22 protein-coding genes and 1 tRNA gene are annotated in these 26,531 nt (G+C 51.0%); 11 read left to right on the forward strand and 12 right to left on the reverse strand.

The annotated features are described in order from the left end of the window. Positions 1 to 10: 10 nt before the first annotated feature. Positions 11 to 1,954, reverse strand: a complete 1,944-nt coding sequence (locus tag ACMAZB_RS09735; RefSeq protein ID WP_435216801.1) for a transglycosylase SLT domain-containing protein — start codon at positions 1,952 to 1,954, stop codon at positions 11 to 13. Between the two features lie 126 nt (positions 1,955 to 2,080). Between ACMAZB_RS09735 and selD the strand changes: the two genes are divergently transcribed. Together selD and mnmH are read left to right on the forward strand one after the other, a co-directional pair. Continuing rightward, positions 2,081 to 3,127: a selenide, water dikinase SelD gene (gene selD, locus ACMAZB_RS09740; protein WP_435220071.1), complete on the forward strand. Its 1,047-nt coding sequence runs from the start codon at positions 2,081 to 2,083 to the stop codon at positions 3,125 to 3,127. A 7-nt stretch (positions 3,128 to 3,134) separates the two neighbouring features. Then, complete coding sequence (mnmH, locus tag ACMAZB_RS09745) at positions 3,135 to 4,259, forward strand: tRNA 2-selenouridine(34) synthase MnmH (RefSeq protein ID WP_435216803.1); 1,125 nt, start codon at positions 3,135 to 3,137, stop codon at positions 4,257 to 4,259. On the opposite strand, the gene ACMAZB_RS09750 is transcribed toward mnmH, so the two are convergent. Next, positions 4,246 to 5,421, reverse strand: a complete 1,176-nt coding sequence (locus ACMAZB_RS09750; protein ID WP_435216805.1) for a class I SAM-dependent RNA methyltransferase — start codon at positions 5,419 to 5,421, stop codon at positions 4,246 to 4,248. The two genes, mnmH and ACMAZB_RS09750, sit on opposite strands and share 14 nt — an antisense overlap. 403 nt (positions 5,422 to 5,824) lie before the next feature. Between ACMAZB_RS09750 and ACMAZB_RS09755 the strand changes: the two genes are divergently transcribed. The 4 genes from ACMAZB_RS09755 (at position 5,825) to ACMAZB_RS09770 (ending at position 10,844) form a co-directional block, all read left to right on the forward strand. Beyond that, positions 5,825 to 5,901 (forward strand) — tRNA-Arg (locus ACMAZB_RS09755). Between the two features lie 406 nt (positions 5,902 to 6,307). After that, positions 6,308 to 8,026 carry an amidohydrolase gene (locus ACMAZB_RS09760; protein ID WP_435216806.1) on the forward strand — a complete coding sequence of 573 codons (1,719 nt, stop codon included), beginning with the start codon at positions 6,308 to 6,310 and terminating at the stop codon, positions 8,024 to 8,026. A 2-nt stretch (positions 8,027 to 8,028) separates the two neighbouring features. Then, complete coding sequence (truD, locus tag ACMAZB_RS09765) at positions 8,029 to 9,006, forward strand: tRNA pseudouridine(13) synthase TruD (protein WP_435216808.1); 978 nt, start codon at positions 8,029 to 8,031, stop codon at positions 9,004 to 9,006. A 770-nt stretch (positions 9,007 to 9,776) separates the two neighbouring features. Continuing rightward, positions 9,777 to 10,844 (forward strand): helix-turn-helix domain-containing protein, encoded by a 1,068-nt coding sequence (locus ACMAZB_RS09770; RefSeq protein WP_435216809.1) that lies wholly within the window; start codon positions 9,777 to 9,779, stop codon positions 10,842 to 10,844. A gap of 111 nt (positions 10,845 to 10,955) precedes the next feature. Here ACMAZB_RS09770 and ACMAZB_RS09775 read toward each other — a convergent pair whose 3' ends face one another. Then, complete coding sequence (locus tag ACMAZB_RS09775) at positions 10,956 to 11,855, reverse strand: helix-turn-helix domain-containing protein (protein ID WP_435216811.1); 900 nt, start codon at positions 11,853 to 11,855, stop codon at positions 10,956 to 10,958. A gap of 212 nt (positions 11,856 to 12,067) precedes the next feature. Continuing rightward, positions 12,068 to 12,448: a hypothetical protein gene (locus ACMAZB_RS09780; protein WP_435216812.1), complete on the reverse strand. Its 381-nt coding sequence runs from the start codon at positions 12,446 to 12,448 to the stop codon at positions 12,068 to 12,070. 480 nt (positions 12,449 to 12,928) lie between these two features. On the opposite strand from ACMAZB_RS09780, the gene ACMAZB_RS09785 reads away from it, so the two are divergent. Further along, positions 12,929 to 13,909: a helix-turn-helix domain-containing protein gene (locus ACMAZB_RS09785; RefSeq protein WP_435216813.1), complete on the forward strand. Its 981-nt coding sequence runs from the start codon at positions 12,929 to 12,931 to the stop codon at positions 13,907 to 13,909. Positions 13,910 to 14,015: 106 nt separating this feature from the next. Here ACMAZB_RS09785 and ACMAZB_RS09790 read toward each other — a convergent pair whose 3' ends face one another. After that, positions 14,016 to 15,050: an AraC family transcriptional regulator ligand-binding domain-containing protein gene (locus ACMAZB_RS09790; RefSeq protein ID WP_435216815.1), complete on the reverse strand. Its 1,035-nt coding sequence runs from the start codon at positions 15,048 to 15,050 to the stop codon at positions 14,016 to 14,018. Between the two features lie 408 nt (positions 15,051 to 15,458). On the opposite strand from ACMAZB_RS09790, the gene ACMAZB_RS09795 reads away from it, so the two are divergent. Then, positions 15,459 to 15,944, forward strand: coding sequence for a hypothetical protein (locus ACMAZB_RS09795; RefSeq protein WP_435216816.1), 486 nt, complete (start codon positions 15,459 to 15,461; stop codon positions 15,942 to 15,944). Between the two features lie 159 nt (positions 15,945 to 16,103). Here ACMAZB_RS09795 and ACMAZB_RS09800 read toward each other — a convergent pair whose 3' ends face one another. Next, a complete protein-coding gene (locus tag ACMAZB_RS09800) occupies positions 16,104 to 16,583 on the reverse strand; it encodes a hypothetical protein (RefSeq protein ID WP_435216818.1) in 480 nt (159 codons plus the stop codon). A 170-nt stretch (positions 16,584 to 16,753) separates the two neighbouring features. Next, entirely contained in the window at positions 16,754 to 17,359 is a 606-nt protein-coding gene (locus tag ACMAZB_RS09805; protein WP_435211419.1) for a protein tyrosine phosphatase family protein, read from the reverse strand. A gap of 225 nt (positions 17,360 to 17,584) precedes the next feature. Between ACMAZB_RS09805 and ACMAZB_RS09810 the strand changes: the two genes are divergently transcribed. Beyond that, on the forward strand, positions 17,585 to 19,234 hold the full coding sequence (locus ACMAZB_RS09810; protein WP_435216819.1) for a PAS domain-containing sensor histidine kinase: 1,650 nt from the start codon (positions 17,585 to 17,587) through the stop codon (positions 19,232 to 19,234). 281 nt (positions 19,235 to 19,515) lie between these two features. Here ACMAZB_RS09810 and ACMAZB_RS09815 read toward each other — a convergent pair whose 3' ends face one another. Next, complete coding sequence (locus tag ACMAZB_RS09815) at positions 19,516 to 20,604, reverse strand: hypothetical protein (RefSeq protein WP_435216820.1); 1,089 nt, start codon at positions 20,602 to 20,604, stop codon at positions 19,516 to 19,518. Beyond that, positions 20,597 to 21,133, reverse strand: coding sequence for a UGSC family (seleno)protein (locus ACMAZB_RS09820; RefSeq protein ID WP_435216822.1), 537 nt, complete (start codon positions 21,131 to 21,133; stop codon positions 20,597 to 20,599). The genes ACMAZB_RS09815 and ACMAZB_RS09820 overlap by 8 nt, the downstream gene beginning before the upstream one ends. A gap of 297 nt (positions 21,134 to 21,430) precedes the next feature. Here ACMAZB_RS09820 and ACMAZB_RS09825 point away from each other — a divergent pair, with 297 nt between their 5' ends. Then, entirely contained in the window at positions 21,431 to 22,741 is a 1,311-nt protein-coding gene (locus tag ACMAZB_RS09825; RefSeq protein ID WP_435211426.1) for an MFS transporter, read from the forward strand. A 54-nt stretch (positions 22,742 to 22,795) separates the two neighbouring features. On the opposite strand, the gene ACMAZB_RS09830 is transcribed toward ACMAZB_RS09825, so the two are convergent. The 3 genes from ACMAZB_RS09830 to ACMAZB_RS09840 all read right to left on the reverse strand — a co-directional run bounded on the left by ACMAZB_RS09830 (position 22,796) and on the right by ACMAZB_RS09840 (position 25,411). Next, positions 22,796 to 24,073: a cytochrome P450 gene (locus ACMAZB_RS09830; protein ID WP_435211428.1), complete on the reverse strand. Its 1,278-nt coding sequence runs from the start codon at positions 24,071 to 24,073 to the stop codon at positions 22,796 to 22,798. A gap of 66 nt (positions 24,074 to 24,139) precedes the next feature. Then, positions 24,140 to 24,454, reverse strand: coding sequence for a 2Fe-2S iron-sulfur cluster-binding protein (locus ACMAZB_RS09835; protein WP_435216824.1), 315 nt, complete (start codon positions 24,452 to 24,454; stop codon positions 24,140 to 24,142). A gap of 30 nt (positions 24,455 to 24,484) precedes the next feature. Next, complete coding sequence (locus ACMAZB_RS09840) at positions 24,485 to 25,411, reverse strand: fatty acid desaturase family protein (protein ID WP_435216825.1); 927 nt, start codon at positions 25,409 to 25,411, stop codon at positions 24,485 to 24,487. A 105-nt stretch (positions 25,412 to 25,516) separates the two neighbouring features. Between ACMAZB_RS09840 and ACMAZB_RS09845 the strand changes: the two genes are divergently transcribed. Continuing rightward, complete coding sequence (locus ACMAZB_RS09845) at positions 25,517 to 26,530, forward strand: AraC family transcriptional regulator ligand-binding domain-containing protein (RefSeq protein ID WP_435216827.1); 1,014 nt, start codon at positions 25,517 to 25,519, stop codon at positions 26,528 to 26,530. Position 26,531 lies beyond the last annotated feature (1 nt).

Here is a 26,531-nt window from a genome sequence, read left to right on the forward strand (position 1 = left end):
CTCGCTTAACTTAGGGGTGAGTAGTGAGTTCATTTTGCCGCAATAATTCAGGCTCGCGACCGGCCCTTTGATCGTAGATAACCGCGTAGGCGAGTACGTTTTGAACATACTCGCGAGTTTCCTTAAAGGGCAGACTTTCAATCCATTGATCCGTAGGCACCTCAGAATCCACCCAGCGACGGACGCGGTGTGGCCCAGCGTTGTAGCCCGCCAACGCCTTGGGACGATGCTGGGAAAAACGGTCCAGCAAATCGCGGTAATAATGGGCGCCTATCGCCACGTTGTATTCTGCTTGCTGCAACTGCGTGCTCCGAAAAGCAATTCCCTTTTTCCGCGCGACCATTTTTCCAGTGCTAGGCATCACCTGCATTAAACCCAGCGCCCCCACCGGCGAGCGCGCCAAGGGATCCATCGCGCTTTCCCGTCGCGCTATAGACAGCAACTCAGTGATGGAGACCGATTCCTTCTCTGCGTAAGTCTGAAAAATAGGTTGGAACGACTCAGGAAATCGAAGCTCAAGCTCATCCCATGCTCCAGCGCTGTTCGCTGCATGAATAGCAAAATAATCCCAACCCTTGTCTATTGCAATTCGGGCCGCGGCTACTTTTTGTGTATCGCTTAGGCGGTCAATCATGGTTCGCCATTCCAAACGGGCCGCTTCAGCCTCGTTTAACGCTAACAGTTCGACCACTCTTGCGAGTGCGGGGTCATAAAAATGCTGGTCGACGTCTGCAGATGCACCCGCCAATTGGTAAGGCAGTTCTAATTGCTGTGCCGCCAAAAATCCGTAGTAACTCCTATTATTGGCCAGTTCGCTAAGATTTCTTTCAGCGGTTTCCTCGTCATTGAGGATTATCTGCGTTTTCGCCAACCAGTAACGCCATCTGTCATTTTCTCGAGCATCACTGGTAAGCCAAGCAAGTCCCTGACTCACAGCCTCCCATTTGGCGGCTTGAATTTGCTGTCTAAGATAAATTTCTGTCAACTCGTCATCCCGCAGGCGCGCCAATGTTTCTACGATCCACGGCTCCGGGGCTGCACTCTGGGCGAATAGGCTGTGACGAGTAATTAGCGCTTCCATGGCCTCTAATTGCAAATCACTGTAGGGCTGTATTCCTCGAGAATTTTCCAGCGCTACTTTGGCTTGACCTGGGTTGACCCTAGCAAGCCGCCGTATCCCGACAGTCAGCAGCTGGGCATGATAAACATCCGCTGCATGGCCATGGTTTACCAACAGATCAGGACGCCGATAGATCGCCGCCATTTCTTCGAGGAGCAAGGACAGCTGCGGTGAGGCAAAACGTTTTAAATACCGAATCAGATGTGGTGTTTTTGCGTCAAAAGCTTTTAGCGCTCGAGACCACACCAGCGCATCATCAGGGCCTGAACCCTCGGCTATCCAGCGCTCAAAAAGAATATCGCAAGCATCGTCTTGGGATCTTCCAACATTCCAAAGACGTGCGGCGCCCCGCCAGGCTTCGTCAACGTCTCCGACAGTGCGCTGAGCACGATAGTAATAGCACTGCAGCTCAACATCTCTAGGGGCCCGTTCAGCGACGCTTAAAAAAGACTTCCAATGACGATCTCGACCTTTATGGAGCAGGAATGCATGACGAAAGCGATCGTGAAGCGGTGTTTCATAAGCCTCAGCTAAAAACGCTTTCGCTTCATGCGGCTTCATATCGTGCAGCTGCCCTATGAGGGCTTCATAGTCGAGGTACTGAACCAGAGGGTAATCAGCAAGCTGCATCCTGATAGCACGATATCGAGGACCCATCCCCGTACGTAATTCAGTGAGGGCCTGTTCGTAAAGCACCCGTTGCTTCGAATATTTTTCAGCTGTTTTGCTGGGAGTCACTGAAGTTTCCGGGGCTATTACCGATGCCATCACCGAAGCCTCAAAACCGCCAAGCACACAAAGGGCTACTATCAGGAGCCCGGCACCACGTGTCACAATTCCATTTACCCTTAAATTTTGGCCTATCGCCTAAACATGGCGATGGGCACCCCCAATTTCAAATCTCTGGGTTAGCATAGGGATTTGAACGAAGCTTGCCTACAAAGGTTTTAAAAAATAGTGATAAAAGATGCTGTACGTCTCACTCAATTCAGTCACGGCGCTGGATGCGGTTGTAAAATAGCGCCTGATGTCCTCGGTGAAATACTCTCAGGCAGTCAAATCGACCCGGAGCATTACCCAAATTTACTCGTGGGCAATCACAGCCGCGACGACGCTGCTGCCATCGATCTTGGCGATGGCCGAGCCGTGCTGACCACTACCGATTTTTTTATGCCCATCGTCGACGATCCCTTTGACTTTGGCCGCGTAGCCGCCACCAATGCGATCAGCGACATTTATGCAATGGGGGGCCGCCCTTTGGCCGCCATCGCCATTTTGGGTTGGCCCATCGAAAAATTAGCACCCGCCATTGCCGCCGAGGTTGTCGCAGGAGGACGCAGCGTGTGTGCATCCTTGGGCTTTCCTTTGGCCGGAGGACACAGCATTGACTGTCCAGAACCTGTCTTTGGACTGGCGGTGACCGGGGAGGTCCCTATTGAACATCTCAAACGCAACAGCACCGGACGTGCCGGAGACCGCTTATACCTAACCAAACCCCTTGGCATCGGTATTCTTACCACCGCAGAGAAGCAGGGTAAGCTCCAGGACTGCCACCAAGGTCTTGCGACCCAACTCATGTGTCAGCCTAATCAGATTGGACAGCAACTGGCCGCCATCCAAGGCGTCAACGCAATGACCGATGTCACGGGGTTCGGCCTAATGGGTCACCTTTTGGAGTTTTGCGAGGGAGGGAGCTTGAGCGCTAAAATCAGCAGACAAGCGGTGCCACTAATCGATGGTTTGACCGACTACGTTGCCCAAGGCTGTACGCCTGGGGGCACAGCCCGGAACTTTAACGCCTGCCAAGACCATACAATTGCGCTTAGCGCGCTTGATCAATCGATCTTTTGTGACCCGCAAACAAGTGGCGGCCTTCTAGTCGCCGTTGCCCCCCACGCGACGGCAGAAGTCGAAAGACAACTCATTGCTGCAGAACTACCTCATGAAAGCATTGGCGAATTGTTGCCGATAAGCGGTAGCCTCAGTCAAATTCAGATCACTGGCTGATTGCCGCGTGTCTGATATTGATAATTTTCCTACGCTGTTCCGAACTCAGGTACCACTGATCGACACTCGCGCACCTGTTGAGTTTGAGCGTGGCAGCATGCCTACAGCAACTAATTTACCCCTCATGAATGATACTGAGCGTGAAGCGGTCGGCCGTTGCTACAAGAACGAAGGAGCTGAGGCAGCCATTGCGCTTGGCCACCAGCTCGTCACTGGCAGCCTAAAAGAAGACCGTATTGCTGCATGGATAAAATTTGCCAACGAGCATCCTGACGGGGCTCTTTTTTGCTTCCGAGGGGGAATGCGCTCAGGCTTAGCGCAGCAATGGCTAAAAGATGCCGGCATTGACTATCCCCGTATTAGCGGCGGATACAAAGCACTCCGGCGCTGGTTAATTGATTCCAGCGACAATATTTATGCCCAGGAAACCTTCCTAGTCGTGGCCGGAAAAACAGGCTGCGCCAAAACTCGACTCATCAACCACGGTGCCTCAGGAGGGCGACTACCAGGAGGGATTGATCTTGAAGGCATGGCCAATCATCGCGGCTCATCTTTTGGACGAAGAGATGGAGGTCAGCCGACGCAGATTAACTTTGAGATCGCCGTTGATAGCGCAATTTTTAACGCCAATGACGAGCCCGTGCCGTTCATAATCGCAGAGGATGAGAGCCGATTGATCGGTCGCTGCGCCCTAGCTCAAAACCTTCAGGACTGCCTTAAGTCGGCACCCATGGTTGTAGTAGAGGCCAGTCTTGAAGCACGCGTTGAACACTCATTTGAAAACTACATCTTGGCTAACCTGGCAGACCTGAAAACGCGATTAGGTGACACCAAAGAAGCCTTCGAACATTTTTCCAGCGACCTTTACGCCGCCCTTGATCGCATCAAAAAACGTTTAGGGGGCGTGCGACATCACGAGCTCACGCGCCAGCTCGATGACGCAATTGCGAGCCACCTCAAGGGCGACACGAGTGTTCATCGTGGTTGGATTGCCGCCCTGCTTCGCGACTACTACGACCCAATGTACAACTACCAACTCGAAAATCGTAAAGAGCGCATTATTTTTCGCGGCAGCGAAGGCGACGTCGCGGAGTTTCTGCTAGCACAGCAGCATGAGCCTACGCCCGAGTAAGCACACTCAAAACCTCTAAATGCGGCGTTTGAGGAAACAAATCGAGTGGCGTGACTCGCGCCAAGCGGAACCCCTTTGCTAAAAAGTCTTTACAGTCCCGAGCCCAGGTCGCGATATCACATGCCACGTAAATCACTGTCTCTAACTCTGTAAGCGCATCGAGAAACGGCGCACGCACCTTGAGCCCCTCTCTAGGCGGGTCTAATACTAACGCCCGAATCACCTCTTGCTCGCTTATCCAAGCCTCAACCGCCGGTAGCGAAAATAGATTCAACGCATGGGCCTGAATCCGATCAGGCGCCACGTAAGAGAGCTGCTGTAGCGCCTGCTGATCACCCTCCACCGCCACCACTGTTTTAAAATGCGTCGCCAATACCTCGGTGAAATTGCCTGAGCCCGCAAACAACTCCAGCACTGGCGCATCTGGTGAGATCGACGCAATGGTCTGTGCCAGCCACTCCCGCATGACCGCATTTTGCTGCGTATTGCCCTGACGAAACGGGAGGCGCCTGTTCAACGATGGCTCTTCCAAGTTGTCATCAAGATCGATCGTCTGCCAGTCTTGTTTACGCGCTCGCCAGGTAGGGTTGGGTAACGCTTCCCGTAAACTTGCCAGAGACTTGCTATTGCTAGCACTAAGAACTGGACAGGTGGTGACATCAATCAACGTTCTAGTTCCTGCCGCCACATAACCCAGCTTCGAACCGTCGGTTTTTAGCTGCGCCCGATTTCGATAACCCAGCTCCTCTGGGGCAGCCAACAACGCATCAAGCTGCGTGGAACTGTCGCCTAAGCCTTCGGTCGTTGATTTCAGACGCCGCACTTTGGCTGCACTCTGGGCCTCGTAAGGCATAAACATCCAGGGGCAACCACCACAATGATCTGAGCTGTCTCCGTGATGCCGACACGGCGCTTCTCGACGCTGCGGGTCGGCCTTTTTGAGGGTAATAACTTGACCTAGACCGACTTTGCCCCGCCGCCCCACAACCCGAATTTCCGCGACCTCATCGAGCCACACTCCGGGCACAAAGAATGTTCTACCATCGGGATGACTCACAACGCCGCGACCATCACTGGTTAAATCACGCACTCGCCCCTCAAAAGCGCCCTCGTGCTTAAAGCTCGCATGGCTTTTCTTCGCTGCTCGCCGGTGTCTTGGCATAATCCCGCCGTGTGCCTCTGCTAATGCGTTACGGTACGACAATTCGGTCTAACATTCTCGCCTGCCCGAGGGGAGTCACGAAAAACACACCGACCTTTAACTGCACATTGATCGCATTATTCACCCGAAGCGCATAAACCCCCGGAGTGCTTGGCCCTTTGGTACACCGCCCTCCCTTGCTAGCGCCCCCGCATAGGGCGCATTGACGCCACCTCCAATGAGTAAGCCCTGCATCGCGTTCGACCGTGAAACGGCTGCCACTCGCCGAGGGGACCACTTGAGGGCCACTAATGGGCCATGGAAAGGCATTTTTTACAGACGTCGGCTCGCATTTTTTTCGATTTTTTCCGCACAGGTGACAGAGTTTGGCTACCGGGAGGCTTAGGGCTTATCATAAGCGCAACCGCCCGTGGCACAGCTGGATAGCGCGGCCCCCTCCTAAGGGGCAGGTCAGAGGTTCGAATCCTCTCGGGCGGGCCAATTTTCCCACTATCATTGGGGTTAATGCCCCAAAGCACTCGAGCATTGTTCAATTTCAAGGACGACCTTGTCCCTAGAGGGTGGCTATACCACCGCTTGAGGTGCAACAATCAAACTTCGGACCCTGATCGTATTTCGCCATCTGGCGATCTGTAAGTGAATCTATACAAGCGCGATTTCCAGCTGATTGAGCGTCATCCTCGAGTCAATTATTTGAGTGGCGTGAGCGGGTTTTTTCCAATACCCCATTAACTTTGCTTATGCTGGGTGTCGAGAGCTGTCTCTATTATTCCGTCTTTTATTGAGTCCTGTATTCATGCTGCCAACCTCCTTTTCAATTTCGACCCGAAACCACCTCGCTTTCCGACGACGAGCCAATCGGTGGGTGCCAAAGATACTGGCTTGCATGGCAATTCTGTGTGGATGGGTGACTGCTTCAGGACCGGTTGCCGCGGAAGCGCAGAAAGTTTGCCAGCCCGCAGACCTGCTCCTACACAATGCGGTTGTTTACACCGCCGATGCGCTCAACTCGCAGCATGAAGCCGTGATCATTGACAATGGGCGCTTCGTATTTGTCGGCACAAATAGTGAGGCTGCTACCCTTGGGTGCGGTACTGAACGTATCGTTGACCTCAAGGGGGCAACCGTGTTCCCGGGCTTTACTGACAGCCACCAGCACCTTGAAGGCGTGGGTCGACGAACTAAAACGCTAAGTTTGTTTGGCATCGATACCTTGGAAAAAACCGTCGCTGCAATAGAGCGATGGGCAGATGATATTCCACCCGGGGACTGGATTTTGGGACGCGGTTGGATTGAACGTGAGTGGCAGGGTGAGCGCCGATTTTTAACGCGTTGGGATGTTGATCGATTTACAGAAAGTAAGCCGCTGTTCATGCCGCGGGCTGATGGTGTCTCAGCTTTGGTGAACACCAAAGCGCTGAACTTGGCCGGCATCAACAAGACCACGCCAGACCCCGAGGGAGGACGTTTTGAACGTGATGATGAAGGCGAGCTTACCGGTTATGTTTTGGGCAAGGCGATGGCGCCGTTCAGAGCCATATTACCGTCTGAAACTGATGCTTTCATTGCTGACAATCTCCTGCGGGGGATGAGAGCAAATGCTGCTCTGGGTTGGACTTCGACACATGATGCTGGAATGTCTTGGCGAGAGCTTCGGCTGCTGCAGAATCTTCGGACACAGGGGTTAATGACCCATCGCGTGTACGTGGCTGTCCCGATCTCGGCGGCTGAACCATTACTCGAGCAAGGTCCTGAGCAGTCCGATGATGGCTGGATCGACCTTCGTGCCATCAAAGTGTTTATCGATGGCACGTTGGGTTCAAGAGGCGCTGCTCTGTTGGAGCCTTATGCCGATGCTGACCATCGCGGATTCATGGACCGAACGACCAAAGCAGAGCTGATGCCAGTTTTAGCGAGTGCGCTTAGACAGGGCGTGCAAATCATGACCCATGTAATCGGCGACAGGGCGGTTCGGGAAACACTCGACTGGTATCAAGAGGCGCGGGACTTAACTCCTGAGACTCAGTGGAAAAATACGGACCTCAGATGGCGTCTCGAGCATGCTCAAATTATTCCACCCGAAGATCAGAAACGCATCAAAAATATGGCTGTCATTCTTTCTATGCAGCCCAGTCATGCCATTGGCGATCTAAATTTTGCCGCTGATCGTCTGGGTAAGGAACGCCTCAAATACGCCTACCCCTGGCGCCCGCTCATCGATCAGGAGATTCTCATTGTTGCTGGCTCCGATGCGCCCGTAGAAGCCGGCGACCCCAGAATTGAATTTTATGCCGCCATTACAAGAAGCCGGTTAGACGGTTCTTCCGGTGAAGGGTGGTATCCAGAGTATGCCGTTGATCGATTTGATGCATTGCGCATGCTGACGACATGGCCAGCCTTTGCTTCCTTTCAGGAACACAACCGTGGCTCTATTGAAGTGGGGAAGCAAGCCGATTTATCGATATTTGATACCGATTTCATGATAGCTGATCCGTCTGAGATTCTAACCGCTAAAACGTTGATGACAGTCGTTGATGGCCGTGTGACATTCCAGTCGCTGAATGCCATAGAACGCTTGGGACCATCAAATCCCAAGAGACAATAGAAGTGGTGCACACACAAACATTGCCCGATTGGTCTCGCGCCCACGGCGCACCGCTATTTGCTGCGCAACTGCGCTATCGACCTGAAGACTTTCAAGTGACGGAGGAACTTGGCTGGGACCTCAGCGACGACGGCGAACATGACTATCTATTCATTGAAAAAATCGGTGCCAACACGCAATGGGTAGCAAAGCAATTGGCGCAATACGCCCAAGTCCCAATTAAAGACATTGGTTTTGCCGGGCTCAAAGACAGGCACGCCATTACTCGACAATGGATCAGTGTGCCACGGTGGAATTCTCCTGACTGGTCTGGATGTAACGTTGAAGGCGTTGAAATTCATCGTCTCGAGCGGCACCGCAGGAAGCTAAAGCGTGGCGCTCATCGCGGAAATAGTTTCACCATCAAACTACGGAGCTTGTCCACCGTGGAGATGGAGCCCATCGATCAACGCATAGCCAAACTGACGAACCAAGGGGTGCCCAACTACTTTGGTGAGCAGCGTTTTGGTCGCAATGGTGGCAATCTGGGATTGGCCGAAAGTTGGGCTCAGGGACGGCGCCTACCCCGTGACAAGCGTAGTCTCGCCATTTCGACGATTCGCTCCTTTACCTTCAATAACACTCTCTCTCTGCGCGTTACTCAAACCTCATGGAATCAACTACAAATCGGCGACAAAGCCAACCTTGAGGGGTCTGGCAGTGTTTTTGATTTCTCCGACATTGATACGAGCCTAGTGAATCGGTGTCAGGCTGCTGACATCCATCCTTCCATAAGTCTTGTAGGTGATGGGTCGCAATTTGAACCAACACATTGGCAAGAAGCTCTGGAAAAGGCGCGTGTCCAAGAGGGGCAGCGCAGCCTAAGGCTGCTAGTAAAAAACCTAAGCATTCAGATGGAGAGAAAGGACCTTGTGTTGAAGTTCACGCTACAACGCGGTGCTTATGCAACCGCTGTTCTAAGAGAACTCTGCACTTGGTAGCGGGTGAATGATTGCCCAACGGGTCCTTAATTATTGCTCTGCCCCATCGAACTCGCAAAAATGTCCTGCAAGTATCTAATGATAGATTCAGCAATCGTGACCTTAAAAGGCCTCGACCTTTTTGATCCAGCCATGAGCAAAAATTATGACATAAACTCCAAATGAGCATCTCTGGCTGTAGCTTCAGCAATTTATCACTGGCCACCAATTCGACACCTACACATTAAAACTGAAAGAGGTGGCCGGTTCGTCACATCCTCTTGGGACGGATGACGCCAAGCGACCCCTATAACCCGAGCAATACAGGTTTTGATCTAATGATCAAAGACTGCTGAGGACAACCGGTACATATAAGGTGGGGAACTTTGCAAAATGTGGGGATACGCTGCCTGTCACATCTTGTCGCTTTTTAGCATAAAATTTGGCGGTCAATGCCTAACGCTCGGGGCCCCACTTATGGAACTCTTTTACGACCAAGCAAAACCGTAGGCGTCCCAGCAACTGAAAAAGCCGCAACACCTTTGAACCGGCAATCACCAGCAAGTGCAACTGTCCAACGAGCGTTTAGCCGGTCAATATTGAAAACAAAATGGCAATGCGACTCCAACACTAAATGTTGCACACGAGGCATAAAGCGACCTAAGCCTTGCCCTCGAAAAAGCGATAGTAGAAAATTATTAGAAACACCAAAACTTTCAGTATAGGGCCGATGGTAGCCTTGCATGGGTGACACAGCGATCCAAATTTTTCATAGATGAGCGGTAGATGAAATGACGGATCAGGGCATGCTGCAAAAACGCGATCAAATCGTTTCGGGCAAGTCTGTGTTGCTTACGTACACCGTCCTTAATGACTTGGGCGGTGATGGGGACGGCCTGTTAGCGCAGTTCGATATCTTACCTCAGCACCTAATGGCAGAGAGCTTTAGAATCAAAGCCATTGTGTTGATAGATATGCTTAACAAATGCGTAGCCATGACTGAGCGGCAAGACTTTGGCCTCTTGGCGGGACAAAGACTACCAGCTACCACATCATCAGGTATTTCTTGGTTAGCAAGCAGTACTGCCCTAAAGGGCCTTCAACGCGCCTGCCAATCCGCTCAAAACACCGACAGTGGACTTTTCCTTTCACTTGTGGAGTCCACTGACACACATATTTTAAGGATACTTAACATCGAGACAACATGGAGTGTGCTACTAGAGGACCTGTTTGTATCTAGAATATGTATGTTGACCCAAGAAACCCTGCCCAAAACTACATGGCCACGGTTTGTAAAGCTGCGCAGGGAAAAACCGGCAGATCCTTCGCCTTGGCACAAATTTTTAGGTGGGGTCATTTATTGGGGGGCGGACGAAACGCAAATTGCATGGCCCAGCTCACTGTTGCGGAAACAGCGTCTTCTCTCTAACGAAACAACAGCGAAATTCAATGAGTCGTTAACAGACAAGCATGAGCCCAGTGCTGACAGCAGCCTCGCGGAGCACGTTGAAGCTAACATCAAACAACAACTGAACGAGGGCGCCCTTAGCCCTGCGCTTATCAGCAGAAACCTAGGACTGAGCACAAGGTCAATGCAGCGACAACTTCAAAAGAGCGGTACAAATTTCAAGGAGATAGTAAGACGACTACGCAAAGCTGAAGCAAAAAAAAGCATAGCCAATGGTGTAGAGCCCATTCAAGCCGTCGCGAGCAGACTAGGTTATAACGATGTTAGTGCCTTCTCTCGGGCTTTCAAAAACTGGTTCGGCGTATCGCCAACTCGCTACAGAGCGTCCATCAATCAACATGAAGATGGCGCACCCCAGTCTCAAAGAACTTCTTCCGATGTGCGCAGATAACATTTAAGCAGCGTTTTAAAAAAACTCTCTAGGGTATTTATCAAGCCTCTAAATCTAGTTTGAGTCCTGTTCCCAGGTACTAAAGTTTTTAAACGCAGTCCTTCCAATCTGCTAGGGCATAGAAACTTGTATTGCGTCGGAGTAATTTCTTGGAGACACGCCAAACCAAAGTTTAAAGGCATTCGAGAAAGCACTCGGGTCTTTATAGCCAAGCTCCGATCCAATCTGCGCAATCGGCACGTTGTAACTCAATTGACTTAGCGCATGGCTTTTCCTGACGCCCGTCAGAAGCTCCTGAAAACACGTGTCTTCAGCTTTCAGGTTTCTTTGAAGTGTCCTGACCTCGACCTTTAAAGCCTTAGCGATTGTTTTCTGGGTAATGGCGCCGCGCCTTAGTTCCGCAATCAGTAACCACTCTACACGCTGCTTCCAAGCAGCAGCTTTTTGTGCTGTCAATTGCTGCCTCGCTAAGACATCGTGAGCCCGGGCAAGTTTTTCGTTGGAGTTGACTCTTTGTTGACGCAGCAACGAGGTGTCCCACCACACTTTAAAAGTGGGCGCTGACCACGTAATGTTCTCGCCAAAACACGCAGTCCAAGGGTCAGGATCGTCGGGCTTACTCTGCGTCAGTTCCACTGCAGAATGCCGCGCCCCATCTGGAAGCAAATTTTGGATCAGGGCTACCAAACCCGATGCAACAAAGTCCTCGTAAAGAGGGTCTACGCCTCGGTATAAAAGATCTACGGGAGGCAGGCGTTCGAGCACATGATGGTTACCGACCGCCTGAACTTCAACTGACACTCTGGAGTCTATAAGGGTCGAGAAATTTGCCATGCGTTGTAGCGCTGCAGCAGGAGACCCACTCAGAACGATGGACCACTTCAATGCGGTATTCCCCAGTGGCTCTACATGTTGACCCACATAAAGGCCAAAGTCCTTGCGGTCGACGAGTTGAGAGGCTGCAGTGACCAGCTGATCCATGAGGTCGGCACTCACCCTAAACCCTGGCATCGACAAATCTTCATAGCTAACGCAAAAGTTGGACAGTAGCGGCCTAGGATCGGCACCTAATTGTTCCAGCGCGATGCAAACTCGCAGCGCGGAATGTCTCCAAACAGTATGGTTACCTGAGGTCAATTCAATGGCTCACTGGTTCGACACCGGCCATGTAAATGTGCTTTGGACGGCAATTTAAGGCACTAGGGAGCCTCGTTGGCAAGAAGTCACTCAGCTGCACACAAAGCACCAAAAACAACTAAAAGTGCGTTGCAGAAGTGCCGGCGCTGAGGCACGCTCAGGTTTGCAGCTCTGTCGTAGATAGACGCCGACAGTGAGTCGGCCGTGCTCATTAGGCCTTGCAGTATCTCAAAGGCGACCGCGGCGTGGCCCGTAAAAAAGTTCTGCAGCGTTTGATTGGAAACACCATCGAAAGCCATTTGACAGTGCATGAACGCCTCCTTAATTGCTTTGTCGTTATTATCCTGCAGCATCAGCGCCAATATTGCCAGATCGACCTTGTCCCTGGCTCTGGAAGGCCGAAAATCTGTCGTGAACGTGGCGCTTGTTTGCTGACAGTCATTTAAAAATGTCGCAGCTTTGTTCATAAATACACAAACTCAACTAATTTTCGACAAATAGATAATTTCACAACGACCCAATTGGAGGTTAGGTCAGCAATGCCAAATAGTTGTCCGATTACGACACGCTAGCAGATACGTGATGCACGTCACGCAAGTTAAGACGCTTGAAGCACAGGGCGGGAAGGTCCCTAAAATGCGGCTGGGACTAGGTATCAGACACTTTACTATACCCCTTTATCATTGATGGCCTCCACGCGAGAGGCTCCGCCGAGGAGGGATCCTTCTTAGGGCATGCGGCTTTACCAAGAAACGCGCGAGCACACCGCCAACTCACAAATAGATGGGAATAGACGGAGTAATAAAAGCTAGTAGTTGAATATTCTTTTCAAAATGCGACATATTGGATAAGCTTTCTTGATGCTCTAATAATTATGTTTTACAGCAAAAAAAGGCGCATCGGTTATGCAAACTTGCCGCACACCCCGATCAGTTTGGCGGCATAGCGTGCTGAGAGTATCTGTGTGCCTGGAGAGCCTTGGAGGCGACGTAGATAAGCTCCTACAGAAATTTGGCCTTACTTTGGAGCAGTTGTTCCAACCGGGGTACAGAGTGCCCAGTCACGTCCTCAACCAAATGATGGACCAGTGCCAACTTGAGACCGGTCGCGACGACTTTGGTGTCTTTGCCGGTCAAAAAGCGCCAGTCACTAATTCCGCTCTTGGGGTTTCGATAAGAGCCAGCAACACCGCGCTGGACGGCATCAATCGCTTCAAAAAATTTGCACCCGTTATAGAAAGCGGCGCCGTTTTCAAATTACAGTGCCTTGGAGACACTCACATCATGAATATAGGCGGATGGGATGAGCGCTTCAATACCAGCATGTTAGACGCCATGGTGTCGAGCATCTGCCTCGCCGTAGACTACCTGACTCCCGACGGCATCAAGCCTCTTCACATTACCATGCAGCAGAACCAACCCGAGAACCCAGCAACGTGGCATGAATTTCTCGCTGAATCCATTGAGTGGGGGGCTTCGACCACATCCATTGTTTGGAATAGCGAAGCGCTACTGCACCCCCGGCTGCTTGCTGATGAAAGGACAGCTTTGCTAAACGATGCTCTCATGGAACCGCAACTGCAACAGGTCCTTAGGAGTAGCTTAACTCAGCGGGTGGAAGCGCAAATGGCCGCCCATTTAGAGGACGGCGCACCAACACCCGAGTTAATCGCTAGTGACCTCGCGGTAGGAACGCGAACCCTGCAGAGATTGCTTAAAGAAGATGGCACGACCTTCAAAGAAATCCTAAAGCTACTCCGCCAACGGTATGCCAAGGAGAAAATTCTTGGCTCATCTGCTACTGTTTCTGACATAGCATCGGAGCTAGGGTACGAAGACCCGGGCGCTTTTTCTAAAGCATTCAAAACTTGGTTCGGACTTTCACCCTCAGAATATATCGAGAAAGAAAGAAATTCCTCAAAACAGTAAGCATTGCTAACGGCTAGCATTGCCATGGATAGTTATCACCACCCTAAACAGGCTACCCTCAGACCTGAGTTTTAAGCGTTAAGACGAGGAAAAACCTCAGTTACCATCAAATTAAATGGGCTGCTTTATATTTCGTCGGTGACATACCGACCCAATCCTTGAATGCCGATGAAAATGCACTCTGGTCTACGTAGCCTAATTCTGCGGCGATAACACCCACGGGCTGCCCAATAGAGAGGCGCCTCATAGCTTGACGCCTCCGCTCATCAGCCAACAAACGACCAAAACTTGTGCCCTCGGCTTTTAAACTTCGTTGTAACGTTCTCACTTGCAACCCAACATCGCTGGCCACCCTCTGTTGTACCGCTTTACCCTGTGGCAGCCATTTCCTAATAGACACGATCACACTCTGAACTAGGGCAGAATCTACAGATTTATATTTTTCTGCCGACTCGAAATTAGCCTGCGCCAACCTTTCATTGGCCTCAGGTCTAATCCTATTGACGTCTGCGGTTTTGAACCAAATCCTTGACTGAGCAGCCCCCCAAACAATCTCATTACCGAAAACCTCATACCACGGCGTCGAATCTTCTGGCTCGTCTCGCCGAAACTCTACCGTTTGGTGCCCCTCCGTCGAATCCAGCAAAGCACACCCCGTCTGAATCACACTTGAAATCCAGAGGTCCTCGGGAAAATTAGCTATGGGGTCAGGCCAAACTTCCGCTTGCTGTAGTACACATGCAGCACCGTCTCCCCTGATCTCAAAACTGAGGATCAAGGAAGTATCTACGATGTGCATGAGTTGCTTAAATCGCTGGAAAGCTGCCGCACCAGACTCACTCGCAGTGACTGAATTTTGAACCAGTGTGTTGCCGAGTGCGGGCATTTCTTGATTCATAAATAGCGCCAAATCCTGTCGTCCCGTGGACAAAACACACGCCAATACTAAATTCTGATGAACGGCGAGTGGCACGCGAAATCCCGGTGTTTGCAAATCGACCAGCGCTAGACCGACCTCTTCCAATATAGGACCGGTATTAACACCCAGCTGCTCTGCCGCCGCACAAACACGTAAACAAGCATGCCGCCAGACACTGTGAGCGCTTGTGTTGTGCAGACGCGGGTTGGGGAGTTCAGTCATTGTGGTTTCACCCTATCCAATGTTCTACGTCCCTCGATAGATTGACGAAAACCTGTCCCAAAGCTGGTTTTCGCTAGCGTCAGTGGCGGACATTGTGTTTTTCCTTATCTATTCTGCGAGGGAGGGAAGGGGCCGGCTTAGACCACAAGTATTCATTGCTAGACCCCATATAGCGAGTAACAGGGCGCCAACAATATGCGGAAAAGCGACACATTCAGCCACCTGTATCGGCAAAATTATGGTGCAGTAACGCTCTAATCACCTCCTGTGGCAGACTTTTCCAGAGGTTAACAAGCTGTACGGGCTCCACCCTGCCCTTTTTTTGAGATCGGGCATTCTAGGTTGCACCCTTATATGATAATGATTATCATTTACAAGTTGATTGCAAAAGGACTCTCAGGAGACATCGTGGATAAAAGCCCTCTAAAAGTTTCATTTTTGAACCTCAAGCTCGTACAAAAGCTGTGTCAGTCATACGTTAGCGCTGACATTGCTTACCAGAGCTATTCAGCGTGTGGATTGGAATATTTTAGGTCTGACATGGCTGAACCGGCTTTCCTTGAATTTGGAGGTGCCCTACAAATTTGTCATTTCCAAGTAACCAATGAAGCAACCCGATCTTGGCAATGGGCCGCACGGATGGTTGAAAGCACAAATAAACTGGTTGTGGCGCTCAATGAAATTAACTGCCATGACTTGGTCCCTCCCCTGCTAGAAAAAGTCGGTCATGAGCTCAGAGCTTTGTCGCCCCTCATGAACTGTGCCCGAGAGGAAGACCCGCAGAAATTGAGCAACTGGTGTTCCGCCATGTATTGTCCAAAGCGACAAGCAAAGATGGCGAATCTCTATAGAGGCCGACAAATGCAGATGGAGACGGTGCACACCCAGCACTGATTTTCTGGAGAACTATTATTTTCTGCATAGGACAAACGACTAGCGCCATTCAGCGACTCTCTTAGATGGCCTGGCCACTAGCGTAGATGGTGAGGTGCTTACACCTCAACTAACTGACACCGCCCTCACCCGCTTCTTCGCAAGCAACTCGAGATACCCTCAGGGCAACGAAGGTTTCAGTTCGGCTGGCAAAGCGCTGAGTTGATGTAAACCGTGGGTGGAGCCATCAGGATTTAAAGAGCGATAAACACCGCCAGATTCCCGCAAAATTTTACCGCACCGCCAACCCGGCGCAGAAGCCGGCAAAGGTTCGGAAATGAGCACACACCGTTTACTGTCCCGAGCTATCCAGCGACCTGTTACCCGGCCCTCTCGGTTCGAACTCCACCAACGGGTTTCAAAGTGACCGCTGGCGTACCACAAGGTCTCTGCTTGAACACCGACAGCATCAATTACTTCAGCCCTGTCGACTACGTCAGCAAATAGCACAGCAATTTCTTCGGTGCTCAGCGCACTTGCATCGTCTTGACCCTGAACGGCGCTTGGGAGTAGGAAACTCCAAAAACAGCCCCACAAAGCAAAGTAGTATTGCAATCGGTTCCAGTGATTCCCTAATTCAGCAGCCTGTCGGCTTACCATTGACGTACTCCTCAATCTCCACCTCGTGAGACAACTCCAACCAAAGAGCACAAGCTCGCAGTCCTACTGGCAACTGACGACAGAGCCGGAACTAAACCTTACGAGCCTGTAATAAGAGAAAGCACTATTGTCGCTGGTCTTCACAGAATGTTATTAAAAAAGGCTGGCGTTTAATTCCCCTCCAGCGCCGAACAAAACTCACAGTTTGGCTCAAGGTTGTGGGCTTTCAGAACATCTACAATAAATTTCCGCCACTCTTCACTCGGTGTCCAAATCGAATTGAGTGCCAAAACAGCATCATTCATGGGTACACCTTGATAAATGGCGCGATAAAGAAAAACGAAGCTACTTGCACGCCAATTAACCTGGCAGTGAACTAGGGTATTCGCGCCCTCTGACTGTCGCATAACCGCTGAAAACAATTCGAAATCGGCAAGACTCGGAGCAGACCACACCACTGGAATGTGCGCAAACTGCATTCCCAGGCCTCTCACAATCCGATCCTCATTAGGTACAGAAGTGTCGTGATCCAAGAAGGCGAGGTAAATCACACGCTCCACGCCCGCCCTTGCAAGTGCTTCAAACTCGAGCGCAGAGGGCTGACCTGAGCTCGCTAACGACTCCGTATAGGCTATGTAATTTACGGGCTTGAGATCACCTTGAACCGGCGTCATATTTTCGGCAGGCGCAAGTAGCGGATAGCCAAGAAGGAATACAGCTGCCAAGAGAATTTTACGGATCAAAGAACTAGACCCTAAAAAACGCCAAATTTGCATGATGCTTCCCCCAGATCCAATTCGTCGTCACACCCAGTATAAAGTCAAAACAGCACTTATCCACATTTACTGAAAGCCACCTGCCGTTTTCGCTGTTGTGTTATATAAAAGGATTGACAGGGCGCGCTGACTGTCGAGAGGACTAACAAACCGTCTTATTTGAATGTTTTTCGGGGTTTGTTATTTGGGATCTGAAAGCATTTTCAATGTCATGGAGGCTATGAAATGCAGGGCACGGATAAGCGAAATAGAACCAATGAGGGTGTAACGTCCTCACCTCGTCAAGCACAGCGTTCTACGCAGGAGCTTGTTGCTATTATTCAAAAGCAAGAGCAGCAGCTGAGCGACCTAAAAGCCCAAATCAAAACGACAAATGTGAAACTGGAGTCTTTGGAGAATGCGGCTCACCTAGCCGAGTTGGGTCATGCTATTTGGGACGATCAGCTTGACCGAGATATTTATGTGTCAGAAATTATGGCCAAAATGCACGGTATGGAAGTCGCTGCCTATCTAGAAAAAATTTCAAGCTTAGATGCGTATGCTCAACTTGTTGTTAAAGAAGATAGGGAAGCCTATCTAGCTTATGAGAGCCAAGTAGAATACCAATCAGCGCACGGAGACTCATTCGTTGAATACCGGGTGCGTTTATCTAACGGGCAAATTCGGCACCTAAAACAACAGACCCGCCTCCTACCGACCGAGAACGGCATTGGCCCTCTATATCTTATCGTCATGCAGGACCTCACAAAGGCCAAGCAAGACCAGGAAGAATTGCAAAAAGGACAGAAAGCCCTATCAGATAGTTTAGCTTTACTGCGACTCAGCGCCAGATTAGCCAATATTGGCCACGCTATTTGGAACCTCGACCTAAGTAGTTATTCCGAGGTTTCCGAAGAGTGGGCGGGAATATTTGGTTACGAACGGTCAGAATTCCTGCAAAAATATACAACACTCGAAGCCGATTTAGAGCTAGTCGACCCTGCCGACCGGCAACGCTATGTCGAGTACTACCACGGCGACGAGGAGCGCGACATAGAGTATAAAATTGTGCGTCGCGATAGTGAAATTCGCCATGTTGTGCAAAAGTATCATTACGAAGAAGGTAACCCCTCCGAAGTGTTTGTTTCAATACAAGACATAACAGAGCGCAAACGCACTGAGGCCAATCTAATCCAGTCGTCGAAGATGATTACGCTGGGTGAGATGGCGGCGGGCATGGCCCATGAATTGAACCAACCACTCAATGCCATCAGCATTACGGCGGAAAATATTTCTCAACAGGCGGCCAGAGGGCGAGCAGAGGTGCCCGAACATATTCTGCAGAAAATTAACCGAATCAAGCAGCAGGTAGTTCGTGCCGCTGTGATTACAGATCAAATGCGCATTTTTGGCCGAGAAGCCAAAGAGAGTAACTCTGCATTTGATCTTGTAAACGCCATTACCAACGTGTTTGATTTAGTAGAAGCGCAGCTCAAAATGGAGCAGATCGACTTTATCCCAAACTTGCACCACGACCAGATAATGACCTGGGGCCACCAAATTCGACTCGAGCAAGTCTTACTAAATCTAATATCAAATGCCATCTTCTCCATCAAAACCAGCGGTAAAGCGCTTAAGCAGATAAAGATTGGAGTTGTATTGTTAAACGAGGACACCGTTAAAATTGCAGTGTCTGATACAGGGACCGGCATTCCCGAGGAGGCACTGAAACGTATCTTCGAACCTTTTTACACCACCAAGGACGTTGGCGTTGGCACCGGGCTGGGACTTTCAGTGAGCTATGGAATTGTGCACGATATGGGAGGGGAAATGTTTGCCGAAAACACTGGCAAAGGTGCCCAGATCATTGTTCACCTGAAAAGGGTCGAGGCTTAGGCAACGGGGGCAACTCAGAATAAACGGTAGGTCATGGGGCTTCCTAAACACATTCAACCTATCTCCAGAAATTCTCAAAAACTACAGGAAGGTTTCACCACCCGCCTGCAATGGCAACCTCCTACGGCGATCAGATCGCCCTATTCAGAAGAACGTTCAGAAGAACGTCTTAGAAAAAGTCCGTTGCGGCGCGGGCAACACAATGACTCTCGGCACACCGCAGCAATGACCCAATAAGTTAAATTTTTGTCGCCCAACAGATCACCAATCTGTGCAATCTGTTAAGACTTTGTGAAGCTGGGAATCTCACAGAAAATATCAGCCTCAACTTTGACACTTACCGCTGAGTTGCTGTGAGCTCCAGCGCACCAAGAGGGCATAACCATCGAATAGAGCCCACTCCCGCCTGCCTGCAAAATGAGTATTTGCTCCGGCCCTCGAAAGGCCATACGCCGGGTAGGGTCTTCTCCTGTATTTGCAGGTATACCCCCAAAGACGGGCATAAGTCGTTTGACGGTTTCATCTGCCAAGGAGCTACGCTCATAGAGCTCGCGAGCAATATCCTCTCGAGCGAGGCCCGCCTTATGCAAGATCGCGCTGTGCTCTGGATTTAACACCACAGTCGCAAATCCACCGGTTAAAGAGGCATTGTTGCTAGGTGCATTAGCCAAGGCTAACGCCAATAACTCAAGTAGCACAGTGTAACCCTGAGGGTCATCACCGTCCCCGGCATAAATAACTGAATGCGGCGCCTCAGCACCGACGATAGTTACGACACTATCCTGTGCATCAAAACCCAAGGAAACATGAAGTGGAGGAAAAGGGCTGCCCTCCTCGTCCTCGGCAAGACAATAAGTAAACTTGCCCGGATGCCCCAGCAAAGCCATATCCGAACTGCCGGGCCTAGCCTTACCGATGTTGATCATAGTCAATCGCAGTGCGCGTCCTATCGTAGCATTGGCACGATGACCGGGTCCAAGCGCGCCGGTACCAGAAACAATAGGTCCACAGTTATGACGCGCAGGTCCGTTAACTATCATTAGCGGTGCCGTACAGTGCGTTGTTGCCTGCATTTCCGTCAGGTCAAAGGCCGGGTCGATAACGGCCTTAACCGCCGCTACCACGACCGGCATGTAATCGGGTAAACACCCCGCCATAACCGCCGCCACCGCAACCTTTTCAATACTTGCCACGCCATGACCAGGCCCCATAGTGCCCAACACCATATCCCCGGCCTGTCCTGAAGCCAGCACCATGCGCGCGACTCTGTCATGCGTGGGAATGACCACGGGCAGCCCGTCAGTACAGCCTCTCTGATGAAGATCCTCTAACGCTTGTGCCTCGTCAGCAGCCGAAAGCAAATCACCCATCACCACCCTCCAACGCCTGAATTATTGTGGGTGCAACTAACTCTGCAATCTTTCGCATAGTCCCCGTGTCTGTCCCTGCCACTGGATGTGGCAACTGGACGCGCGGCACTGCGGGCATACCGAGGGATTGAGCTACAAAATCACCCTGCGCCCAAAACTCTTCGGTCACCAATGCGACTGAGGGAATACCGAGGTTTGCAATATTAATTCCGTCACGCACGGTGCCGGTAGTGCAAGAACCTCAATGTCCGTAGGCAGCAATAACCCCCGCACACTCCCCGGTAATTTCCTGCAACAACTGATCACCAGCAGCAATGGTTGCGTTACCTTTGTTGTATGCCCGTAACGTTATGCTTGGAAACAACGCACAAATAGCGACACCCACTGCATTCAAAAACTCTACGGAATCGGGAAATCCATTGGCCAATAAACCTATGGTTGTGTTTGAGCTCGATGTAACAGCCAAAGAAAGCTCATAGGGTATTTCATCAATACCTATCGGCGCATCTGGATTGTGATATTCGATCATACGACCTCCTTTTTAGACCTCCAATTTAACGCAATGCGATAGGTAATTACTATTAAGAATCTCGTCATTCGAGACGCCTATAAGGCGTTGGAGTTGTCTTTGTCGTCGTCGCTGGCCCTAAGTAGATGAAGTAAAGCAGCGCCAAAAAATAATGAAGGTGTTTTCCCACCCCGCGAAATTTACGTCCTGAACCCTCAAATTGACGCCGTTGCGTGGACACAAGACTGGTAGCTCGACATCTACGGCTGATAATGGGAACGTAAGGCACGGTTCTTTTACACTGCAGAGGAAGACGACATGGCGTCAGAGCATGACGACAAGGGTAATATGCGCAAGGTTGCACTCACGTCGCTTGCCGGCACAAGTATCGAGTGGTACGACTTTTTCATCTATGGCACAGCCGCCGCGATCGTCTTTCCCAAGGCGTTTTTTCCTCAAGACCTCCCTCCCATGGTGCTGCTGATCATTTCTTTCAGCACATTTGCGGTGGGCTTTATTGCCAGGCCCGTAGGCGGCGTGATTTTCGGCCACTTTGGCGATCGTGTAGGCCGAAAGCGTACCTTAGTCGTTGCTTTAATGATGATGGGCGCCGCCACAACTCTGATCGGCTTGCTCCCCACGTACGCAACGATTGGCATTGCCGCACCCTTGGTGCTGGTCCTTTTACGCTTTATCCAAGGCCTCGCCATTGGCGGTCAGTGGGGAGGTGCAATGCTCTTAGTGACCGAGAGTGCTCCGGCCAATAAACGGGGCTGGTATGGCGCCTATGCACAAGCAGGCGCACCGGTTGGCGTCATTTTGGCAAACTTGGCCTTTATCGGCGTCAGCATGAACATGAGTGATGAAGCCTTTATGAACTGGGGCTGGCGGCTACCCTTTCTCGCCAGTATTCTGCTAATCGGTGTATCGCTTTTTGTACAGCTGCGCCTAGAAGACACCGAGGCCTTTAAAACGCTGAAGGCTGCACAGGGCATGCCTGACGATACTCAGGTGGTCGCTAGATCGCCAGTTGTGGAAGCATTCAAAAAATATCCCCGAACAATCATGCTCGCCGCCGGAGCGTTTTTGTCGGTACAAGTCACCTTCTATATTTTGATCGCGTTTACCGTTGCCTATGGACTCAACTCCCCCACGGTGAACCTTTCCCGGGAGGCCATGCTCACCGCTGTTCTAATCGGCTCTGCAGTCATGGTTCCAACCCAGTTCTATTTCTCAGGGCTGTCTGACCGGATGGGTAGAAAAAAGATTTATCGCTGGGGAGCCATTCTCACCGGGCTTTGGGGCTTCGCCCTTTTCCCACTCATCGACACTGGCTCCCTACCGCTGATAACGTTAGGCCTTACCCTGGGTCTTGCTTTCTTGGGCATGCAATACGGCCCTCAGGCCGCATACTTCACAGAGCTATTTAGCACAGAAGTTCGCTACTCGGGAGCGTCGTTGGGCTATCAAATTGGTGCCATCGTTGGCGGAGCCTTGGCGCCCACGCTCGCGGTCTTGCTGTGGAAGGAGCTGGGAATTACCTTTGTCTCGCTCTACATCTTGCTGGCGGCGGTGCTCACGCTTTGGTCACTGTCAGCTTTAGAAGAAACCAGCGGACAGCCCTTGTAGCCGCAAGCGACATTGCTGGCCAGCTCTGGCCAGCGGCGAGGGCTTGTCGGCGACCTAAATTTTCGGGTGCAATTTAACTGGTAAGTCGTGATATCCACGAACGAAAGAGTTGCAGGTTCTCACCGGGGAACCTACGACTTCGACACGCTCAAAGCGCTCTAAGATCTCCTCCCAAACGATACGTAGCTGCATCTCAGCCAACCGATTACCCATACATCGATGGATCCCCATACCAAACGATAAATGATTCCGCACATTAGGCCGGTCAATAATGAACTCGTCTGCGTTCGGTATCATGTCGCTGTCGCGGTTACCAGAGACATACCACAGAACAACGCGCCCGCCTTTAGGAATGACCGTGCCATTAATTTCAACATCCCGCGTGGCTGTTCGGCGCATGTGCGGTAGTGGCGTTTGGTAACGAATAATCTCAGATACCATGGATGGAATCAGCGCAGGATTTGCCTTAAGTTTTGCCATCTCAGAAGGGTTTTGGTGCAAATACAGCACCCCCCCGGTCATTGAGTTTCGCGTAGTGTCATTGCCACCCACTATTAACAGCATCAAATTGCCTAAATAAGACAACGGCTCATCAACCATGTTTTGCGTTTTAGGATCACGCTGCAACATTCGAATCAGGTCAAAAGACTCTCGATCATTTGCCTTGTGCTCATGCCAGAGTTGCGTAAACGACTGCAGCATTTCAAGCATAATTGTGCGTCGCTCATCGATACTTAGGCCTCGGCCCGCTGTAATCCGCGCGTCAGATGTGGCGGCATCTGACCAGTGCGTTAGCAAGTGGCGTTGTTCCTGAGGAAAATCAAAAAGCGTCGCTAGCATTTTGGTGGTCAAATCGATTGAAACACGATCCACCCAATTAAAGGTTTCGCCAACGGGCAATCCCTCAAGGGTCTCTTGGGTACGCTGGCGAATTATTGCCTCAAATTCTTGTAAATTCCGTGGCGCAACGACTCCCTGAACGGCTCGTCTTTGCTCATCATGGAGCGGCGGATCAGTCGCAATAAACATCTGCACCGACATGTCGGGCTCAGGATCAAGAATGGCAATAGATGGCTCTGACGAAAACGCCTCCCAGTTTTTCTCCACCTCGACGATGTCCTCGAAACGCGTTACCGACCAGAAATCACCGTGCGGCGCAGGGCCCGCGGGCCCTTCCGCCTGGTAATGAACCGGGGCTTCGTTCCGTAGTCGCTCAAACAGAGGTTGCCAGGTATCAAACTCAAATCGTCTAGGATCAGCCACATCGAGCTGCTCTAAAGGCGTACTCAGCGGGTCGGGCAATCCGTCTTTTTGGGTCACTGCCTGATTCATGGGTGCGTCCTATTCAATTTCAACATTTCGTTTAGCGGCTAATGTGGCCCCGTCAGAGGCTCAAGACTACATCTGAAATTCTGGGAGTCTTATGGTCATGTCGCCACCTTGCTCGCTGACTTGAAGCTGGCAACTCAAGCGGGAATTCGATTCGCGATCTGGGCGCAACCCCAGCATGGACTCTTCTTGAGGCTCCACCGCTGGCAGTTCGCTCGATGCCTCTACAAAACAGTGGCAGGTGCCACAAACAGCCGAACCTCCACAATCAGCATCAATACCCGGGATGTCGTGCTTCATGGCCATCTCCATAACGGTGAGGCCTGATTCGCTGTCTATCTGATGTTTGGTGCCGTCGAATTCAATGAAGGTGATAACGGGCATGCTCTGTCTCCTAGCCTGTGGCTTTAAATATTAATTAACTCGGCGCCATTTTAAGCCAGAAAGTTGATAGGTGGGCATACCTTGTTCAAATAACTCGTCCCGATGCGCTTCAAACACTGCACGATATCGATACCAAGGCACTCTGGGAAAAGCGTGGTGAATGCCGTGGTAGTTCTGAAAACCCCAAAGCCAGGTACCCGCGCTGCGTAATGCTCGAGGCAGTTCAAAAATGGACGTGTCAACAAACTTGCCTGCGACGGTATGTGGCCTGTGCACGACGTAAGCAAACAGATAAACCAAAACCACCTGCCCAATCAGTGGCCCGACAACAAGCGTGAATAAAACGTCCACACTAACAGAGAAGGTTGAAATACCGGCACTCGCCGCCACAGGGCCAAACAACGCAATCAGTAACAAAACGCGGCTGAGAAGTATGGCAGAGGTTTCAAGTATGAAAGTTCTTCGAAGCTCCTTGTGGGCACTAGGCCACCGCTCTCGCAAAAAGAGTTGAAATTGTTGTGCGGTTAGCAACATGGGCGATGCGACAAGTCGCCAGGGGTTAGTTGTCATGTCTGCACAAATCAGATCAGGATCCTCACCTACCTTGTTGGTGTGGTTATGGTGTGAGAAATGCTCGTGGCGATGAGCGCACAATGGAATCCCTGACGGGATGGCCGCAAGATAACCCACCCATTCATTAACCCATCGGTGTTTCTGTTGACCACCACAGACAGCGCCATGCACCGCCTCATGCAGCCCGGTATAAGCTGCATAGGTAAAGAATGCCATTAAGAGTACACCCACCGACACCGGTAATAGCCCAGCTACCACCGCTACAGGGGTTAAAAAATATGAAGGGAACACGACAGCTACCAGCAGTATCGTTGGCCACGCCAGCGTATCGCAGTAACCGTTCGCCGAGCGCTTCATCAACTGGACTTTTTCTCGATTTGTCATGTGCAAAACTCGATCATGGACGTTAAATGTTACTTGAGGCACTTTCGATTGACCCATTCCTCTTTCGCCATTAGGGTGTCATTATACGCCTAAAAGGCCGCAAACATGATAAGTGCACATTATGCGAGACTGCTACACCGCGAACTTAAAATCCGTGGTCATGACGACGCTGCGCTCTTCAGGGGCTGTGCTATTAATTCAGAGGCACTCTGGCAATTGGCCAAGTTGGAGCCCAGTGATTTTCTGAAGTTACTTGCCAATGCTCAAGAGATGCTGGGTGACAAACAATTAGGATCACTCGTTACCAGCAGAAATCGACTGGCAACATTGGGAATGATGGGCGTTGCAATGATGTCGGCACCGACCCTCGGTGCCGGACTGCAAGCCATGTCAAGTTACTCAACTCTGGAGGCCGATTACCTGCATTTTGAGCTGCTAGCAGGACAAAGGGTTACGCGAATCACGCTAGAGACCGATCGAGACTTGGGCGACTCGTTACTAATACATGCTGAGACGGTCTTTGCACTGCTTCAAGACTACCTTATAGACTTAGTAGGGTCAGCCGAGGGAACCATAGAGTTTAAAATTGCCTCTCCTGCCCTCAAGCGAGAGGCGCCCATGGCGACACCACTTTTAGGCAAACTGAGCTACAACTGCCGTTTTACAGGCCTAGAATTCCCAACCCATTGGCTGAACACCCGCTCCCCCTTTAGCAACCCCGAAGTTTGGCAACTCTCTAGGCGTCACCTTAGCGAGCAATTACAGCTGGCCAGTTCTCCCGGAGACCAGCCTTTCACGCGTCACCTGCGTAGCGTGATGCAGTCTCAACGCCCACCCCTGCCAGACATCAACGACCTTGCGGAATCACTGCATTTATCTCCGCGCACCCTAAGCCGGCGTCTCATGGAAGAACAGACAACGTTTCGTGAACTGAAGTTGAGAGCCGTTCACGATTGTGCGAAAAATATGTTGTTAGATGGTGCGAGTGTGGAGGCCGTAGCCGCAGAATTAGGCTATGAAAATGCCGCCAATTTCCGGCGTTCTTTTCGCGCGGTTAATCTCTGTTCGCCCACTCAGTGGATGAAAGGTTTTCGCCAGGGGACCGCGACCAGTATATAGC

It is taken from the genome of Luminiphilus sp. nBUS_07 (assembly GCF_051201685.1).
Classification (GTDB): domain Bacteria; phylum Pseudomonadota; class Gammaproteobacteria; order Pseudomonadales; family Halieaceae; genus Luminiphilus.